Here is a 17,100-nt window from a genome sequence, read left to right on the forward strand (position 1 = left end):
CCCCGTTTTTTTTCGGCCTGAAAGGGACTCAGTCATCCGTGACGGCAGCTATCGTTCACACAGGGGCGGCGTCCGCCGTGAAAACCAAAGCCAGTTCCATGCCAAACATGTGCAGGCAGTACGTGGCGGGCTGGATATTCATCGGCGGCAACAACGCCCCGGACAGCACTACCTGCCCAGCCTCCACACGTTGACCGTCGGACAACAGACGCCGAATCAGCCAGCATAGATTGGCCTGAGGGCTGTCCTCCCGATCGCGCGTATCACCGTTACCGCAGAGCGCGCCGTCGCACTCCAGGCGATACGCTACGCTGACATGCTCTACAGGATCGAAAGGGATGCGCGGTCCCAGACAATAAAGCCCCGCCGCCGCGTTATCGGCCAGAAAGGCACCCACTCCGAAATCCCAGCCCTGCCAACGGCAGTCGGCGATCTCGAACGCGGGCGCCACGTCGCCGATGGCTGCCAGAATATCCTCGTCACGGTAGTCCCCCGGCACCAGGGTGCGCCCCATCACAAACGCCAATTCGATCTCCAGCTTGGGCTGGATCAACCGCGAGAACGCCACTGCCGTATCCGGCTCGACGATCATGGTATCCATCAGGCCGCCATACACCGGCTCGTCAAGGCCAAAGCGTTTTTGCACGGTGCTGCCGGCGAAGGCGACCTTCCACCCGCTCAGTAGCTCGCCTGCGGCTTGGCGGTGGTCCAGCGCTTCACGCTGCAGCGCATAACCCGCAAACCGATCTATCGCCTCGGGGACCAGTGGCGCAATGGCTAGCACCGTGCGCGTCGCCTGATGTAGCCGGTTTAGTAGCGCGTTGCCGCTGTTCATGACAGTTGCTCCGCCAGTTTGCGCAGCACACCTTCAAGCCTCTCTGGTGTGGTAATGGCGGCGACAAACCGGTCCGGACGCACCACTACGATGCAGTCACGTACCTTGGAGAACCATTCACCCAGGCGATTATCCACGTCCTCCACGCTGATGGCGTCCGAGGCCGTCAACGGCTGGCCACGTCCGATGCCACTGCGCGAACGATTGACCTGAATAAAACGCGTGTCCCAGCGCGCCCAATAAGCGGCCATTTCCTCGCTGAGTTGCTCGCGCGGGTTCACCCGATAACCCAGCACCGCATAGGAATTGCCAAGCACCTCATCCAGGCGACAAAGCTGGCCCTGGGCGTCTTCGACGTACGGCTGAACAAACAGCTGGCCGACCAGATCGTCCTCGCGCAACTCGGCACGCTCGTGATAGACCAGGCCCTTGGTGATGGTGGCCTTGGGTTTGAATTTGAACTCCAGCAGGTGCGAGCGCAGGTTGTCGACAGTGTTCACCGCCTGGAACAACCAGTCGCGCACGCCGGCCATCAGCGGGTTGGTCATTCCCAGTACCGCACCCATGTTGTCGGCCAGGGCCACCAGCTCGGTGGCATGCCCACGGCGCTCCTGGTCGTAGCTGGCGAGGATCGAGTGCGAGGCACGGCCCTGGATGATCGCCGCCAGCTTCCAGGCCACGTTGGCCACGTCCCGCAGCCCGGAATTGAGGCCCTGCCCGGCCCAGGGTGGAGAAATATGCGCGGCATCGCCCACCAGCGCCACACGCCCTTCGACAAACCGCACCGCGACCCGGGAGTGGTGGGTATAGGCTCGGATGCGGATGATGTTCAACTGATCGACCGCGTTGCCGATATGCCCACGGATCAAGTCGCGAATGGTGCTCTCGTCACACATCTTCGCCTCATCTTCGCCCTCCAGGAGCATGAACTCCCAGCGGCGTTGCTGGTACGGCAGATAGATGCACACGAAGGGCCGTTCCGGGTCGGCATGCAGTGCGGTGTAGGGTGCATCGAGGGTGTCATTGGCCGTATCGACCACCACCCATTTGCGCGCATGTGTCAGCCCAGACAGCTCGATACCGAGCTTTTTACGCACAGTAGAGCGTCCGCCATCGGCGCCGATTACATAGTCAGCCCGCAGTTGATAAATCTCGCCCTGAGCATCGCGCACCTGCAATGTCACGCCCTGCCCGTCCTGCTCGAGTTCGAGCATTTCATGGCCTTGGCGCAACACAACGCTGGTACGCTGCTCCAGGGTTTCGCGCAACGTGCCTTCCAGCAACTGCTGCATGAAAATATTGCGCATTGGCCAGCCGTAATGGGCGGTACTCGGCTTGACCTCGGCGAAACACACACCGCGAGCATTGTAATAGCGCAGCGGTACATCGCAGATCATGTCGCGCACAGCGAGTTCGGCAATGCCGATCCCCTGCAACACGCGCAGTGCTTCATCATCCATGCCCACTGCGCGCGGGTAAGGCAGTACGCCGTCGGCAAGTTCAAGGACTACGCAGTCGATACCGTACATCCCCATATAGTGCGCGGCCGTGATCCCGTTAGGGCCGCCGCCGACAATGACAACTTGGGTCTTCTCCTGCTTCATCGCTATTCACCGCTTTCTTGTTGTGTTTTTAATCCGACGCCGCTAAAGCCATGCGCCTGAAATCAGTGCAGCCCATCAATACCTTTGACGTCTGCCGCCTGCAGACCGCCCAGCCGCGCATGCAAGCGCCCGCGCGTGGCGAAAGCCCAGATCACGATCACCTCATCCGGTGCGGGGCCGTCGCCAAACATCAGGGAAATGCTGTCGTAATGGGAGCGTACATACAGTGCATCCTTATGGGCCAACGGCACATCAATGGTTGAACCCGGGCCGCCCCGTTTGCCGGTGGACGGCACCCAGGATTTGCCCCCGCCCAGCGCCAGGCGCACCGGATCGGCAGCCGGGTTGGTCAGGAACGCATTGCCGTGTTCGTATTCGCCCTGGCTGCCCACCATGCAAGCTTTACCGTAGCTGACAATATCCCGCGAGCCGGCCAGCGCCTGAATGCGACGACCGAACTCTTCGCCCAGCAGCGGCGACGGTTCTACCAGCTCTGTCAGCGACTCGCTGTAGCGACCGGCATAGGGGTTGGCGATCACGGCGGCGACGGCATATTTGAACAGCGGCTCGCCATCGGCCAACTGGCCACTTTCGTTGGCCAGGGTTTCTTCGACAAAGCTGTACCACTTGCGGATGTGATACGAAGCAAAATTCGCGGTTTTCATCTGGGTTGCCTCAAAGCGGGTCTAGTGGGTCTAGTGGATCTAGATTGAAATGTCGGCTTGGCGCGCCAGCAGCCTTGAACCGGGCCTTGCCGCGCGCATCGTCGTGTTCGGTCTCAAGGAAAAATTCCATGCGATTACCGTCAGGATCGTTGAAATACACACCATGGCCGATTTCGTGATCGGTGATCTTCACCACCTCGACGCCCTTGCCCAGCAACATGCCGTAGAGCTGGCGCAAGGTGGTCATGTCCCCGGCGATTTCCAATCCATAGTGTTGCAACCCCAACCCGCCCTGATGGGCGCCGGGCTCTGCACGAAGCAAGGCGATGTCGTGATGTTTGGTGCCAAACGCCATCATGACCCAGCTTTCGCCTCGGGCACTTTCATGCATGCCCAGGATGTCGGCGTACCAGCGTGCCGACACATCAGGATCACTTACCGAGAGCGATAAGTGAGTACGAAGGATTTCGACTTTCATCGCGTGATACCTCAGCTTTTTTTGACCACGGATTGATGCCCTGCCTTGATCTGCGCCACTGCGGGGGTCCAGAGCACGTCAGCGATCTCACTGAATTCGCGCCACTGTTTCTGCCAGCCATCACCGCCATTCCCGGAGGTGAACAAGTGCCCATACTTGGTTCCCGCAACGATCTGTCGCGGATTTTTCGGGTTGAAGGCAATGGCCCAAACGCAGGAATTGGGTTGTTGCGGCAGGGGCAGCACTTCCCAGCTGAGCGCAGCATCACGGGACACCAGGATCTTGCTGGTGGTACCGGGCGTGCCATCGGAAATACTCAGGTACAGGTCGCTTTGCGTGCCCAACGGCGCGTTCATGGCGCGCATGTAATACAGGCCGAACACTTCTCGACCGATAATGCCGGTCCAGGTCAGCCCTTCATCCAGGCTGCGGTAGACGGCGTTGACGCAGACCACCACGATGACTTTCTGGCCGTGATTGGGCAGTACCAGAATATTGTGGACATCCGAGTTGTAGTCCCACAGCAGCCGATCATCGACGCGCGTCCAGCTGTCGCCACCGTCGCGGGAGTGGAATAACCCACCCTCTTCAAGGCCGAACCATAGCTGGTTGCGGTCGGTCGGGTCATAGGCGAAAGCCAGCAGCCGTGGGCGGCTGACCCCGTCGCAGAACTCCGGAATCTCCACCGGCGCACGATCCCAACTGAGACCACCGTCCAGGGTCCGCCACAGTACGGCGCGCGAAGGTGCGCCAGTGCCGACGAAAATCCGTTGCGCGTCCTGCGGATCGACGGCGACTTTCCAGACCGTCTGACCGTTGAACGGCGAATCGACCCGCTGCCAATGGCCGCCAGTGTCGCGGCTGACACACAAACCTACGTCCGTACCGGCGTAGATCACCTCAGGCTCGTCGGGGTGCACACTCAAGGATCGGGTGATCGCGTCGAACTCCAGGTCCTGCCCCAGGCCCAGGCGATGCCAGGTACGGCCATCGTCGGCGCTACGGATTACCGCTTGACCTACGGTGGCAACTAAAAGAGTGCCGTTACTCATCGCTGTTGCTCCTCAGATGAAGATGCCACGGGTCAGTCCACCGTCAATGCCGATGGATTCGCCGGTCACTGCACTCGCCTTGGGCGACGCCAGGAAACCAATCAGCCAGCCCATTTCCATCGGTGCCAGGGTGCGGCGAATCGGCGTCGCGTCGATGTAGGCCTGCTCAACCTGTTCCGCAGTCTTGCCTTGCTTGATCGCTTCGCGCTCGTACAGCTCCTGGATGTGCGGGGTGTCCACCACGCCAGGGTGGATCAGGTTGACCGTGATGCCCGAAGGGCCCAACTGGTCGGAGAGGGTTTTGGTCATGTGGGCGATCGCTAGGTTGCGCATCCCCGAGAGGACTTTGCTGCTGCGCCCGGTGAGGCCGCCGATGTTGATGATGCGACCGAAACCGCCGGCCTTCATGTGCGGAGTCACAGCCTTGGCGCAACGGAAGTAGCCGATCACCTTGGTGTTGAGATCCGACAGCAACTCATCGTCGCCGGCATGTTCGATGTCATTGCGCACCACTCCGGACGGCGCTGCTGCACCGTTGACCAGGATGTCGATGCGGCCGAAGTGTTTGTGCGCAGCTTCGACCATGTCAGACACGGCCGACATCTGATTGGTGTCACAGTACAGCGGCAGTACTTCGTTGCCGGTCTGAGCCGTGATCTCTTCGGCAGCCTGTTGGAGAAACTCCATGCGGCGCGCGCAGATCACCACCTTGCAGCCCTCTTCGGACAGAAAACGTGCGACTTCCTTGCCGATACCCATACCGCCGCCGGTGACGATGGCCACGCGGCCTTTCAATTCCAGATCCATAGCATTTCCTCTTTTGATTGTTCGAATCAGGCCAGATCGACGAAGACGCTCTTGGTCTCGGTGTAGGCATCGATCACGTTTTTACCCATTTCCCGGCCCCAGCCGGATTGCTTGTACCCGCCGAACGGCGAAGCCGCGTCGACCACATTCCAGCAGTTGATCCAGACCGAGCCCGCCTTGAGCTGCGCCGCCACGCGGTGCGCCGAGCGCAGGTCGCGGGTCCACAGACCCGCTGCGAGGCCATAAGGCGAATCGTTGGCGCGCAGCACCAGGTCGTCGATTTCGGTCCAGCTCATGACGGTCAGCACCGGACCGAAGATCTCTTCGCGGGCGACACAGGCACGCTCGGCGCGATCAAGGAACACGCTGGGCGCAATGAAGTGGCCGCGCTCCAGGTGGTCGGGACGGCCGCCACCGCAGATCAGTTCGGCGCCCTCCTCCTGGCCTCGTTGCAGGTAGCCTTTGACCGTACTCAATTGGCGGCCCGACACGAGTGGGCCCATGCTGGTGGCCGGGTCCAAACCATTACCGAGCACGTGTGCGGTGGCATGACGCTCAAGTTCTTCCAACACCTGATCAAGCACGCTGGCATGCACGTATAACCGCGAGGCAGCCGTGCACACCTGGCCCTGGTTGTAGAAGATGCCGTCGGCCGCGCCTTTGGCGGCGCGCACGATATCGGCGTCCGGCAAGATGATGTTCGGCGACTTGCCGCCCAGTTCCAGCGAGACCTTTTTCATGTTGCTGGTGGCCGCCTGAGCGATCAGCCGGCCGACATGGGTCGAGCCGGTGAAGGCGATCTTGTCCACGTCGGGATGCTGCGCCAGCGGTCCGCCCGTTTCCGCGCCAAGGCCGGTGATCAGGTTGACCACCCCCGGTGGAAACCCGGCGGCCTCGATCAACTGCACCAGTCGAATCGCGACCAGCGGCGTTTGTTCGGCGGGCTTGAGCACCGCGACACAGCCCGTCGCCAACGCTGGGCCAAGCTTCCACACGCACATGTTCAACGGGAAGTTCCACGGCACGATCAGCGCGCACACACCCACCGGCTCACGCAAGGTGTAGTTGAGCATGGGCGCACCGCTGGCCGGCGATACGGGCAGCGTGCTGCCTTCGATCTTGGTCGGCCAGCCGGCGAAGTAGCGAATGATGGTCGCCGCGCTGGCCGCTTCACCTCGAGCGGCTGAGATGGGTTTGCCGTTCTCCAGCGTGATCAACTGCGCCAGCTCCTCGCGGTGCTGGTCCAGCAGATCCGCCAGTCGAAACAGCAGCAGACCGCGCTGAGCGGGAGACTGCAGCGCCCAGACGCCGTTGAACGCTGCGCGAGCTGCCGCAACGGCCGCATCTACGTCACGCGCGTCGCCCTGGGCCACTTCCGTCAGGGTTTCTTCAGTCGCCGGGTTTTCCACGGCAAACCGCCGGCCAGCGGCGGCGTCTTGCCAACTGCCACCGATAAACAGGCGACCAGGCTGGGACAGAAAATGTTGCACAGCAGGTAGCACTTCGAACTGTTTCATCATCGACTCCTTCACAGCGCCATTTCGATCAGGCAAGGACCACCGTTGGCATTGGCATTGGCCAGCGCCCGTTGCAGTTCGGCATTGGTTTGCACCGTGCAGGCCGGCACGCCGTAGCCCTTGGCCAGCGCCTTCCAGTCAATCCGCGGGCTATCGAGCACCGTCAGGCGCAGCGCTTCCGGCCCCATTTCGGTCATGCCGAAGCGGCGCAGTTCGTTCTGCAAAATGGCGTAGCGATGGTTGGCGGCAATCAGGATTACGACCGGTAACTGCTCGCGGGCGATGCTCCACAGGGTTTGAATGGTGTACTGGGCACTGCCGTCGGATTGCAGGCAGAACACGCGATTGCCCCGCTCCGCCAAGGCGGCGCCAAACCCCACCGGAATGCCCTGGCCGATCGCGCCACCGGTATTGGTCAACACCCTGTGTCGCGCGGCGCCAGCGGAAGCGGTGAAAAATGGATAGCCGCAGGTGCCGCCTTCCACGGAGACAATGCTGTCGTCCGGCAGCGATGCGGCCAACACCTGGCCGATGGACTGAGGTGTGAGCTCGGCATGACCCGGCGGCAGTTCGATGCCCATCGGTATCGGCACGTAAGCCGGTGCATTGAGGGCATCGGCCAGCGCCGTCAGCGCGCCGGCTACATCGTCACCGACATCGGCCAGCGTCAGCAGACGCTCACGCTCGGCGAGGCGCGACGGGATGCCTTCGTAGCCGAAATAACTGATGGGCTCCGGCACCCCGGCACACACGACCTGGTCGTACTGCTCGAGGATTTCAATGGCCACTTCCGGGAAATACGGCAGGCGATCCAGATCCGGCAAACCACCGCCACGGTAGCTTAGCCGTGGAAAGGTCTCGGCAAACATGCGCACGCCAGGCAGTTGGGCCAGGCGCCCCGCTGCTTCCAGACCCGCGACCGACAACCCCTCATCCCCGACAATAAACACCAGGCGCTGCCCGTCACGCAGGGCCTGCGCCACCGTCTCGACCCGGTCACCGGCAAACCGGCGAACCGGAGCCCGCATCGGGGCGAACACACCGTTGTGCGTCACCGCGCTGGCTTGCAGGTCCATGGGCAAAATCAGGCTGGCGATCTGCCCTTTGGCCTGCCAGGCCGCCCGCACCGCTTCCTGCAAATCTTCGCCGATACTCGACGCCGTGCGCGAGGTGCGCACCCAACCGGAGACAGTCCCGGCCAAGGCCTGGATGTCACTGGCCAGCGGCGGATCGTAGTTGACATGCCATGACGCGTGATCGCCGATCACGTTGACGATGGGGGTATTGGCACGACGCGCGTTGTGCAGATTGGCGATGCCATTGGCAAACCCGGGGCCCAGGTGCGTCAGGGTCATCGCCGGCTTGCCGGCAATCCGGCCATACCCATCCGCCGCCCCCGTGCACACCCCTTCGAACAACGACAACACCGGCTTCAGTGCAGGTGCGCTGGCCATGGCCGCCACCAATGGAATTTCGGTGGTTCCGGGGTTGGCGAAGCAGTATTCGATACCGCTTGCCGCTGCCGCATTCACTATCAGTTGCGCACCATTCATTTTCAGCCCTCTTGCTTGAGCATTTGCAGTGATGAGATTTATCACACACAAACACTCGCGCAACAAGCATTAATTTAATGATCGTCTCGCTTTATGAGATTTATGTGATTTTATTTGCACTAGAAAGGCTGCCGAGATTGCGTTTTTCTCTCACTGAGGTAGTGTTGCGCCAGCGTTTGGCGCTCCTGCGGGATGTTCTGGTCTGCGCCGGAACGAAGCACGCGCCCTCCCCCCCGTCTTTAGGAACGAAATGAGCAGCCTGAGCAAATTGCTGAGTGTCCTGGACCTGTTCGGTCCACAGACATTGAAGATCGACCCCGACACCATTGCCGAGCGCATGGGCCTGTCACGCGCGACCGTGTACCGCTACGTCAAGGATTTGTGCGACGCCGGCCTGCTGACCCGCGTGGACGCAGGCAGTTATGGCTTGGGGCCGCGTGTCATCGAACTGGACTGGATGATGCGTCAGTACGACCCTATCCTCGTTGCCGGGCGCGAGTTGATGCACGAGCTGTCCGCGCAAACCGGCCTGGCCGTGTTTGCGAGCGTTTTTTATGACGGTCGCATCATCAACACCTACATCGCCGAACCCACCGACACCTACCTCTTTGCGTTCGGGCGCGGGCAACCACTGCCGTTCTTTCGCGGCGCGCAATCCAAGGTGTTGATCGCCTTTCAGAAAGGTCGCCGTTTGCAACGCTTGTTCGACGAGCACATGGCCAACGACCCGGAATGCCCTTATGACTGGCCGAGCTTCTCCAAGGCTGCGAAAAAGATTCGCAAGGACGGTTACTGCCTCACCCATGATGAGCTCAACCTGGGCTTGACCGGCATCGCCGCGCCCATCATCCAGACGGACATCGACGAAGTGGTTGGCAGCCTGTCCGCCGTTGGCAGCACTCAGAGTTTCAAGCTGCTGCGCCAGGAAACAGTGATCGAAATGGTCATGGATACCACTCGGCGCATCGCCGAAAACATGCGCAATCAGTCAAACACCACCGCACCCTAGCCTATGGATAAGCCGCCGGTCCCTTGCCGTGGACGCGGCGGATGTGCGGTCAGAACGGAACAGCCACCGACAATTGGCTGTACACGTTGGTGCCATTGCCGCCGACTTGATTGCCACCAGTGGTTGAGTCCTGATCGGGTTTGTAGAGGCCAATCAGCGGGGTAATGATCAAGTGCGGGTTGACTGCCCATTCGGCGTAGATATCCAGCTCACGGGCATTGAGGTTCAGCGCATTACTTTTACGCACCGTGTCGAAATCGAAGTACAGCGCGCCCAAGGTCAGGTTTTCCAGCGGCGTTGCCTTCAGTCCGACGTGCTGAATGCTGGTATTGCTGTTGAACGGCCCGGCGTAGTTGCCGGCGACTTCGCCCTGAAACCAAGTGCCGTAGCCCATGCTCAAGCCAGTGAACAGCGGATCCCATTTCTGTGAATAGCGGGTATAGCGATAGGTCACCTTCGGCGCCCAGGCGGTATCGGCGAAGGTGTAGCCCGCTTCGCCGTACCAGGCTTTCTCCGGCCCGGCGTCCTTGTCCTGCCAGGCGTATTCGAACGCCAGGCTGACGTTCTTGATGCCCGCATCGCCTTCACCGCGAACGCTGTAGACGTTCATGCCTTTGCGCTGGCGCTGAAAGTCGCTGGCCCATTGATCGCTCACGTCGATGCCGTGTACCCAGGTCAACCCGATCGTACCCGGCTGGGTGGTGTAATCCAGCGTGCCGGCGGCCAGTTCGGTTTCGGCCTGGACGCGGTTATCAGACTTGAGCCACACCAGGCTGCCGTGCAGGCCATCTTGCCCACCCAGGCGCAAAAGCGCGGTTTGATCGAACGCATGCCGTGCAGCCAGGTAGTAAGCGCCTCCACGGTTCATCTTGCCATCGGCCGGGCCCTTGCCCAGGTTCAGTCCGTCATCGTTGATCAGGAACCCTCGGCCCAGCTTGACCACCTGGCGCCCGCCGGAAATATCAACCCCTTCCTTGCCCAACGCGGGGAACAGGTCGCCGGAGCGCCAGCCCAGGTAGGCGTCTTCGATCTTTGTTGTGCGCTCGGTCCCCAGGGAATTGCCGCCCGGGTCGCCGTCGCCCCAGGTGGCGGAGCTGACCAGGGCGAACGCCCCATACGCGGTGCCATTGCCTGCCAGCGACTGGTCGCCACTCAAGCCGTATTTGATAAAGCCTTCACGCCAGGTAGATCCCCCGGGCGTGCCGTCGTAGTTCTTGCGACTGTTGAACTGGCCGAATACGGCGGTCATGTCTGCGTTGAGGTGCCGGCTCTGATCACTGTACAACTCATAGGCCTGGGCCTGATTGATGGCGCATAGCACCAATGTGCACACAAGCGTGCTACCAAGCACGGGATGATGTGATGGATTGCGCATGGCTCAAGCTCCTCGTGGTGCGCCTTTAAAAGGCTGTCTTAGGTATTGGCGAGAAATCGGTGCGGCAGCGCGGCACCGATTTCGCGGGGGCTAGCAGCAGGTGGCAAGCGCCGCTTCGAGAGCAGAAACGATCAGGCCAGCTTCGTCGGACGTCAGGGTCAACGGCGGCGAGAGGATGATCTTGTTGCCTATCGGACGCACCAGCACGCCCGCACGCCGCACTTCGTCAGCGATCCGCAACGGCTGGCCGCCTGCGGGGTTGAGCGGTTGGCGCGTGGTTTTGTCGGCGACCAGGTCCAAGGCAATCATCAAGCCCTTGCCGCGCACTTCGCCCACGACGTCATAACGCTCGGTCAACGGTACGAGTTGCTCAAGCAATTGCGCGCCGACCCTGGCGGCGTTGCCTGGCAGATCCTCGGCTTCGACGATATCGAGTACCGCCAGGGCGGCTGCACACGCGGTCGGGTGCCCGCTGTAGGTGTAGCCGTGCATGATCATGCTGCTGAATCCAAGGCCGTTCTCGATCCCATCGACAATACGTTGGTTGAACAACGTGGCACCCAGCGGGATATAACCGGCAGTGATGCCTTTGGCCAGACACAGGATGTCCGGCGCGACGCCCCAGCCGCGACTGCCAAGCATGCAGCCCGAGCGGCCGAAGCCGGTGACCACTTCGTCGGCGATCAACAAAATGCCGTGGCGATCACACACCTCACGCAGGCGTGGCCAGTAATCGGCTGGCGGTACGATCACCCCGCCTGCGCCTTGCACCGGCTCAGCGATCAATGCCGCAATGGTCTGCGCACCCAGCAATGCGATCTGATCCTCCAGCTGACGAATACAGTGCGCGGTCAGCGCTTCGGGATCACGGCAATCCCAGGGATTGCGATACAACCAGGGCGTGTCGAGCAAATGGCAGCCCGCCAACAGTTGGCCGTGGTTGTAGTGGTAAACGCCATTGCCTCCCACCGATGTGCCGCCCATGTGCACACCGTGATAACCGTTACGCAGAGACAGGAAACGCGTACGCCCCGGATCGCCGCTGGCGATCCAGTATTGACGCGCCATTTTCAGCGCGGTTTCCACCGCATCGGAGCCGCCGGAACTGAACAGCACCCGTGTCATGCGCTCCTGGGCAAACATGGCGGTCAACCGTTCGGCCAGATCAAATACCCGAGGGTGGGCAATGCCGTCGAAGGTCTGGTAATACGCCAGCTCGTCCAGCTGCGCGGCGATTGCAGCCTTGACGCTCGCGCGGTTGTGCCCAATGTTGACGTTCCACAGCCCGCCCACACCATCGAGCATGCGATGGCCGTCGATGTCGGTGATGTAGTTGCCGTCACCACGGGCGATGATCAACGTTTTGGAGCGTTGCTCCGGGGCGCTGGAACTCATGGGGTGCCAGAATTTCTTCTCGGCGGTCTTATATTTTTCGTACATGCTCAAGCTCCTTATTCGGTATCACGTTTGCGGACAAACAGCAGTTGCTGGCCAGTGAACTCCAGCAGCCCCTCAAGGCCGAACTCGACGCCAAACCCGGACATCTTGCTGCCGCCAAACGGCGTGTTCGGCTGGATCTGCGCGTGACAGTTGACCCAGGCAACGCCGCTTTCCAGGCGGCTGGCCAGTGCCTGGGCCTGCTCGACATCCGGCCCCCAGACCGATCCGCCCAGCCCCATGTCACCGGCATTGGCGCGCCGCAGCACATCCTCGACATCCTGGTACGCGATCAAGGGCAACACAGGACCGAACTGTTCCTCGTCAACCAGACGCTGGCCATCTGTCACGTCCGCGACCAGGGTGGGTGGATAAAAGAAGCCGGGGCGATCCAGACGCGCGCCGCCGCACAGCACGCGCGCGCCTTGTGCCCGTGCGTCGGCGACTAGCGCGTCGACATGTGCTAATTGCTCAAGGTTTTGCACCGGGCCAAAGGTGACGCCAGCTTCCAGGCCATCGCCCACCACTTGGCGCGCCGCAATCAGGGTCAGCGCATCAGCAAAGGCCTGGTACTGCGATTCGTGGATATACAGGCGCTTGAGGGCCGCGCAGGTCTGGCCCATGTTGAGAAACGCCGCCTGGAAAATATCCTCGACCACCGCCTCAATCGGCGTACCTGGCAGAACGATTGCCGCGTCGTTACCGCCCAGCTCCAGGGTCAGGCGCTTGAGGTTGTTGGCGGCGCCGCGCATGACGCTTTGTCCGGTGGCGGTCGAGCCGGTGAACACAATCTTCTGAATGCCAGTGTGCGAAGTGATTGCGCTACCGAAACCTTGCTCGCCCGTCAGGCAATTGATCACGCCGTGAGGCACATGGCGGGCGATGATCTCCACCAGGCGCAAGGTGCTCAGTGGGGTCAGGCTCGACGGTTTGCTGATCACACAGTTACCGGCTCGCAGCGCCGGCATGATGTGCCACACAGCGATCATGAACGGCCAGTTCCACGGTGTAATCGACGCCACCACACCCAAAGGCTTGCGATGCAACTCGATCCGCTGAGTGGGGGTTTCTTCCACCAGCTCCACGGCAATCTCCTGACCGGCCGCATAGCGGGTCCAGGCGGCGGAACCCATGACTTCTGAAAATGCCAGTTCCAGCGGTTTGCCTTGTTCCAGCACAATCAGCCGGGCCAGTGACTCGGCCTCCCGCTCGATATCCGCCGCGACCGCCAACAGGCGCTCGCAACGGTCTGCATGGGTGCTGTGCCGCCAGCTTTTGAATGCCGTCTGTGCAGCGTCGACCGCCAGGTCGAGTTGCGCCAGCGAGCCAGCGGGGCATTGGGCGAATGCAGCACCGGTGGCCGGGTTGATCACGTCAAACTGGCCCTTATCACCGGCAACCTGAACACCATTGATGAGCATTTTGTAGTTGTGCATTTGAAACCTTCCTTTCTCACACTGACGAGCCATGCCGAGCAACGGCAGGCTGGTATTGTCTGGTTAGTCGAGCCGTAACGAGTGAGGCCTTAAAGCTTGTGGCTGCCCAAGGCGAGAAACCGTTGCGGGGCGATCTTTCGCAATCTCGCGGCGAGCATGACGCCGATGATCAGGGCTACGGGAATGATGGCGCAGAGTCCGTAGGACAGCAGCTGACTGGCCCCGGTCAGCACGTCGAAATGCACCACTGCCAATACCAGCACGAGCACTAATGTCAGGGAGGAGAAAACAGGCAGGATGCGCCCGCGCCAAATCCCGACGTTAAGCTCGGGATGACGCTGAAAGTAGACGCAGACCGCTACCGACGTCAGCGCCATCAGTAAAATCACGCAGAGGGTGGCGAGGTTGGAGAACCAGGCGAACAGTTGCAGGATCGGGTCCGCATCCAATGCAGCGAAAATCAGTACCACCACTGCGGCAATCAGGCTCTGCAACACCGAGCCCATATGGGGGCTCTGATGCACGCGGTGAGTGGTGCCCAACAGACTGTGCAACAGGCCGTCACGGCCGATCGCGTAAAAATAACGCGCCGCGGCGTTATGAAACGCCAGCAGGCCGGCATAGATACTGACCATGAACAGCACCCGGATAATCTGAGTCAGATACGGGCCGACAAAGTGGTCGGACATGCCGTAGATAAACGTCGTCGGGTCCTGCAAGGCCTGCAGCATCGGCACGATTTTGTCCGCGCCCACGCCCACCACCATCGACCATACCGACAGTGCGTAGAACCCGCCGATCAGCAGCACCGAACTGTAGGTGGCAATCGGAATGGTACGTTGAGGGTTTATGGCTTCTTCACCGTAAATGGTGGTGGCCTCAAAGCCGATGAATGCCGCGAAGCAAAACAGTAGGCCGATGGACGGTGTGCCGCCGAGCACATGGGTGCGGTCGAACGCATCAAGGTTGATGCCGCTGTCGCCGCCGGATTTGAGGATGGCAAAATCCAGGATCAGGATCGCCAGGTACTCGGCGATCACCACCACCGACAGCACCCGCGCCGACAAGTCGATCTTGCGATAGCCCAGAATCGCAATGCTCGCCATCGCCATCAGCGAGTAGGACCACCACGGCAGCACCAGTCCGAACATACTTTCCATGGTGCCACTGACCACCCCGCCGAACATGCCATACAACCCGACCTGAAGAATGTTATAGGCAAACATCGCCAACACCCCGGCCGCCCCGCCTGCCAGGCCACCCAAACCACGTGAGGTGAACGCATAAAAACCGCCGGCATTGGTCAGGTGCCGGGACATGGTGGTGTAACCCACCGAGAACGCCAGCAACACCAGCAACGCCAGGATCAGCAATGCCGGAGTACCGGCGCCATTGCCCAGCATGATGCCAATCGGGAAGCCACCGGCGATGACACTTAACGGGCTCGCCGCCGACACCACGAAGAAGATGATGAAGCCGACGCCCAGGGCGCCACGCTTGAGCTCCGTAGAGCTGTTGATCGAGATAGGTACACTCATGTTCTTGACCTTATTGTATGAGGCAGTCGCTGTTGGGGTGGCCCGATTGAATTCCATCGGCACCGATTAGCGTTTTGTTTTAGTCGCGCGCTGAATTCGATCCTATGCCCGCCCCTGAACCGCTCGCTATCCCAAATCGGTAGCATCCGAGGCGCCGCCCCAAAACAGGTCGATGCGGCACCGGCAATCCGGCAGTCCTTGCCGATTCGGGATAACCGCCTGGCCGTTCCCTCCCGCATGCTAGCGTCACCCGCTCTATACCCAGATGCCGGCACCGATAATAAAAGCGAGGGCCAGGTCCACAGCCCATCGCAGCCAAAGCCCTCTGCAGGAAGCCTCAGTCATGCGTTTAGCTCATCTCACTATCCAATGGCGGATCACACTCCTGAGCGGACTGTGCCTGCTGGCTGTCGTCGGCGCGCTGGTAGGCGCCTCGGTGTACCAGAACCAACAAAGTGCAAAATTGCTGAAGGAGCAAAGCAGTCACCTGCTCGGGCAAGCCGCCGTGGAGCGCTTGCAAGCCCAGGCCGTTGCCCATGGCCAACACGTCGAACGCTTTTTCAACGAAACGGCGCTGTATGGCGAAGGGTTCGCGCAACAGGTTTTGCAACTGCGCGATCAAACGCTCAATGGACGCCTCACGGCTGCGCAATTGCGCGAAGCGCTGATCAGCGTGACCCGTCAGACACTGCTCAAACGCGAAAAAGTGCTCGGCCTGTACGTCATACTTCTGCCTGACGCGTTGGCGAGCGCAGACGCCAATTTCGTCGGGCAACGTGCACTGGCGAGCAACGAAAAAGGCCGCTTTGCGCTGTATTGGTCACAGAGCCAGCCGGGACAACTGGTCCAGGATGTGCTCACCGAAGCGCAAATCTTCACCGACACTGCGCCACCCGGCAGCGAACCGACAAACGTCTGGTACACATGCCCTCAAGCTCAAAGACGCACTTGCGTGGTGGAGCCCTACACCAGTGAGGTGGAAGGCCAGAAAGTCCTGATGAGCAGCGTTTCTATCCCTCTGATCGCCAACGGCAAGATCCTCGGCGTGGTCGGCATGGACATTGGCCTCGACACTCTGCAAAAGCTGGCTGCCGACCTCGGCCAGGACCTGTATCAGGGCAACAGCGAAGTCGCCATTGTGTCGCCCACCGGCCAGGTGGCAGGACGCAGCGGCGAAGTCTCCGGGTCCACCCTCGATATACGCCAGGCTCTGCAAACCGTGCCGGGCAATCCACTCTGGCAACTGGAGATCAAGGTTCCCCAAGACCTGGTGCAGGCTTCCGCTCGACAAATGCAAAGCGAACTGGACGACAAAAGCCACCAGGCCAACTGGCTCAACCTTTGCTTGGGGGTACTGGCCAGCTGTCTCGGCATGCTGCTGATCTGGCTGGCCGCCTACGGGGTGACACGCCCGCTGCTGAAGGTGGCGGGTCTGCTTGATGCCATCGTCGATGGTGATGGTGACCTCACCCAACGCCTGCCCGCCGGGCGGCGCGACGAATTGGGCCAATTGGCCAATGGGTTCAACCGTTTTCTGGACAAGTTGCAGCCGATTATTCGCGACATTCAAACCGCCTCCCTGGATACCCGCAACAGCGCCAATACCTCCTCGGGGATTGCCCGGGAAGTCAGCGCAGGGATGCAACGCCAGTACCGCGAAGTGGAGCTGGCCGCGACCGCGCTGCACGAAATGAGTGCCAGTGCCCAGGAAGTGGCGCGCCACTCCCACGGTGCCGCCGACGCAGCGACAGCCGCCGAAAGCGCGAGCCGATCAGGTCAAGCGGTGTTCTCCAT

13 protein-coding genes and 1 pseudogene are annotated in these 17,100 nt (G+C 61.1%); 2 read left to right on the plus strand and 12 right to left on the minus strand.

Annotation, left to right across the window (positions count from 1 at the left end; genetic code table 11):
- Nucleotides 1-55: 55 nt before the first annotated feature.
- The 8 genes from AC1MEW_RS20635 to AC1MEW_RS20670 all read right to left on the minus strand — a co-directional run bounded on the left by AC1MEW_RS20635 (nucleotide 56) and on the right by AC1MEW_RS20670 (nucleotide 8,511).
- Nucleotides 56-835: a 2-keto-4-pentenoate hydratase gene (locus tag AC1MEW_RS20635; RefSeq protein ID WP_480423415.1), complete on the minus strand. Its 780-nt coding sequence runs from the start codon at nucleotides 833-835 to the stop codon at nucleotides 56-58.
- Entirely contained in the window at nucleotides 832-2,439 is a 1,608-nt protein-coding gene (locus tag AC1MEW_RS20640) for a bifunctional 3-(3-hydroxy-phenyl)propionate/3-hydroxycinnamic acid hydroxylase (RefSeq protein WP_480423417.1), read from the minus strand. Before AC1MEW_RS20640 ends, AC1MEW_RS20635 begins: the two co-directional genes overlap by 4 nt.
- A gap of 62 nt (nucleotides 2,440-2,501) precedes the next feature.
- A complete protein-coding gene (locus AC1MEW_RS20645; protein WP_480423419.1) occupies nucleotides 2,502-3,104 on the minus strand; it encodes an amino acid synthesis family protein in 603 nt (200 codons plus the stop codon).
- A gap of 10 nt (nucleotides 3,105-3,114) precedes the next feature.
- Nucleotides 3,115-3,582: a VOC family protein gene (locus AC1MEW_RS20650; protein WP_064617305.1), complete on the minus strand. Its 468-nt coding sequence runs from the start codon at nucleotides 3,580-3,582 to the stop codon at nucleotides 3,115-3,117.
- 11 nt (nucleotides 3,583-3,593) lie between these two features.
- Nucleotides 3,594-4,634: a VPS10 domain-containing protein gene (locus AC1MEW_RS20655; protein WP_480423421.1), complete on the minus strand. Its 1,041-nt coding sequence runs from the start codon at nucleotides 4,632-4,634 to the stop codon at nucleotides 3,594-3,596.
- 12 nt (nucleotides 4,635-4,646) lie between these two features.
- Nucleotides 4,647-5,441 carry an SDR family NAD(P)-dependent oxidoreductase gene (locus tag AC1MEW_RS20660; RefSeq protein WP_111449704.1) on the minus strand — a complete coding sequence of 265 codons (795 nt, stop codon included), beginning with the start codon at nucleotides 5,439-5,441 and terminating at the stop codon, nucleotides 4,647-4,649.
- A gap of 26 nt (nucleotides 5,442-5,467) precedes the next feature.
- Nucleotides 5,468-6,958 (minus strand): aldehyde dehydrogenase family protein, encoded by a 1,491-nt coding sequence (locus AC1MEW_RS20665; protein WP_480423423.1) that lies wholly within the window; start codon nucleotides 6,956-6,958, stop codon nucleotides 5,468-5,470.
- 11 nt (nucleotides 6,959-6,969) lie between these two features.
- Nucleotides 6,970-8,511 carry an acetolactate synthase large subunit gene (locus AC1MEW_RS20670; RefSeq protein WP_480423424.1) on the minus strand — a complete coding sequence of 514 codons (1,542 nt, stop codon included), beginning with the start codon at nucleotides 8,509-8,511 and terminating at the stop codon, nucleotides 6,970-6,972.
- A 250-nt stretch (nucleotides 8,512-8,761) separates the two neighbouring features.
- Between AC1MEW_RS20670 and AC1MEW_RS20675 the strand changes: the two genes are divergently transcribed.
- Nucleotides 8,762-9,520 (plus strand): IclR family transcriptional regulator, encoded by a 759-nt coding sequence (locus tag AC1MEW_RS20675; protein WP_140678227.1) that lies wholly within the window; start codon nucleotides 8,762-8,764, stop codon nucleotides 9,518-9,520.
- Between the two features lie 49 nt (nucleotides 9,521-9,569).
- Here AC1MEW_RS20675 and AC1MEW_RS20680 read toward each other — a convergent pair whose 3' ends face one another.
- The 4 genes from AC1MEW_RS20680 to AC1MEW_RS20695 form a co-directional block, all read right to left on the minus strand.
- Nucleotides 9,570-10,895, minus strand: coding sequence for an alginate export family protein (locus tag AC1MEW_RS20680; protein ID WP_480423426.1), 1,326 nt, complete (start codon nucleotides 10,893-10,895; stop codon nucleotides 9,570-9,572).
- Between the two features lie 90 nt (nucleotides 10,896-10,985).
- The gene (locus tag AC1MEW_RS20685) at nucleotides 10,986-12,335 is read right to left on the minus strand and encodes an aminotransferase class III-fold pyridoxal phosphate-dependent enzyme (protein ID WP_480423427.1); all 1,350 of its coding nucleotides are present in this window, start codon (nucleotides 12,333-12,335) and stop codon (nucleotides 10,986-10,988) included.
- Nucleotides 12,336-12,346: 11 nt separating this feature from the next.
- Nucleotides 12,347-13,768 carry an aldehyde dehydrogenase family protein gene (locus AC1MEW_RS20690; protein ID WP_480423428.1) on the minus strand — a complete coding sequence of 474 codons (1,422 nt, stop codon included), beginning with the start codon at nucleotides 13,766-13,768 and terminating at the stop codon, nucleotides 12,347-12,349.
- 89 nt (nucleotides 13,769-13,857) lie between these two features.
- Nucleotides 13,858-15,306 (minus strand): APC family permease, encoded by a 1,449-nt coding sequence (locus tag AC1MEW_RS20695; protein ID WP_480423429.1) that lies wholly within the window; start codon nucleotides 15,304-15,306, stop codon nucleotides 13,858-13,860.
- Between the two features lie 343 nt (nucleotides 15,307-15,649).
- Between AC1MEW_RS20695 and AC1MEW_RS20700 the strand changes: the two are divergent.
- Nucleotides 15,650-16,795, plus strand: a pseudogene (locus tag AC1MEW_RS20700) (cache domain-containing protein); the annotation flags it as partial.
- Nucleotides 16,796-17,100 lie beyond the last annotated feature (305 nt).

It is taken from the genome of Pseudomonas sp. ASL4 (assembly GCF_056680395.1).

Coding starts and splice junctions, on each gene's coding strand:
- AC1MEW_RS20650 (WP_064617305.1), bottom strand. CDS start 3,582: ATGAAAGTCGAAATCCTTCGTACTCACTTATCGCTCTCGGTAAGTGAT.
- AC1MEW_RS20660 (WP_111449704.1), bottom strand. CDS start 5,441: ATGGATCTGGAATTGAAAGGCCGCGTGGCCATCGTCACCGGCGGCGGT.
- AC1MEW_RS20695 (WP_480423429.1), bottom strand. CDS start 15,306: ATGAGTGTACCTATCTCGATCAACAGCTCTACGGAGCTCAAGCGTGGC.
- AC1MEW_RS20685 (WP_480423427.1), bottom strand. CDS start 12,335: ATGTACGAAAAATATAAGACCGCCGAGAAGAAATTCTGGCACCCCATG.
- AC1MEW_RS20640 (WP_480423417.1), bottom strand. CDS start 2,439: ATGAAGCAGGAGAAGACCCAAGTTGTCATTGTCGGCGGCGGCCCTAAC.
- AC1MEW_RS20655 (WP_480423421.1), bottom strand. CDS start 4,634: ATGAGTAACGGCACTCTTTTAGTTGCCACCGTAGGTCAAGCGGTAATC.
- AC1MEW_RS20645 (WP_480423419.1), bottom strand. CDS start 3,104: ATGAAAACCGCGAATTTTGCTTCGTATCACATCCGCAAGTGGTACAGC.
- AC1MEW_RS20675 (WP_140678227.1), top strand. CDS start 8,762: ATGAGCAGCCTGAGCAAATTGCTGAGTGTCCTGGACCTGTTCGGTCCA.
- AC1MEW_RS20680 (WP_480423426.1), bottom strand. CDS start 10,895: ATGCGCAATCCATCACATCATCCCGTGCTTGGTAGCACGCTTGTGTGC.
- AC1MEW_RS20690 (WP_480423428.1), bottom strand. CDS start 13,768: ATGCACAACTACAAAATGCTCATCAATGGTGTTCAGGTTGCCGGTGAT.
- AC1MEW_RS20670 (WP_480423424.1), bottom strand. CDS start 8,511: ATGAATGGTGCGCAACTGATAGTGAATGCGGCAGCGGCAAGCGGTATC.
- AC1MEW_RS20635 (WP_480423415.1), bottom strand. CDS start 835: ATGAACAGCGGCAACGCGCTACTAAACCGGCTACATCAGGCGACGCGC.
- AC1MEW_RS20665 (WP_480423423.1), bottom strand. CDS start 6,958: ATGAAACAGTTCGAAGTGCTACCTGCTGTGCAACATTTTCTGTCCCAG.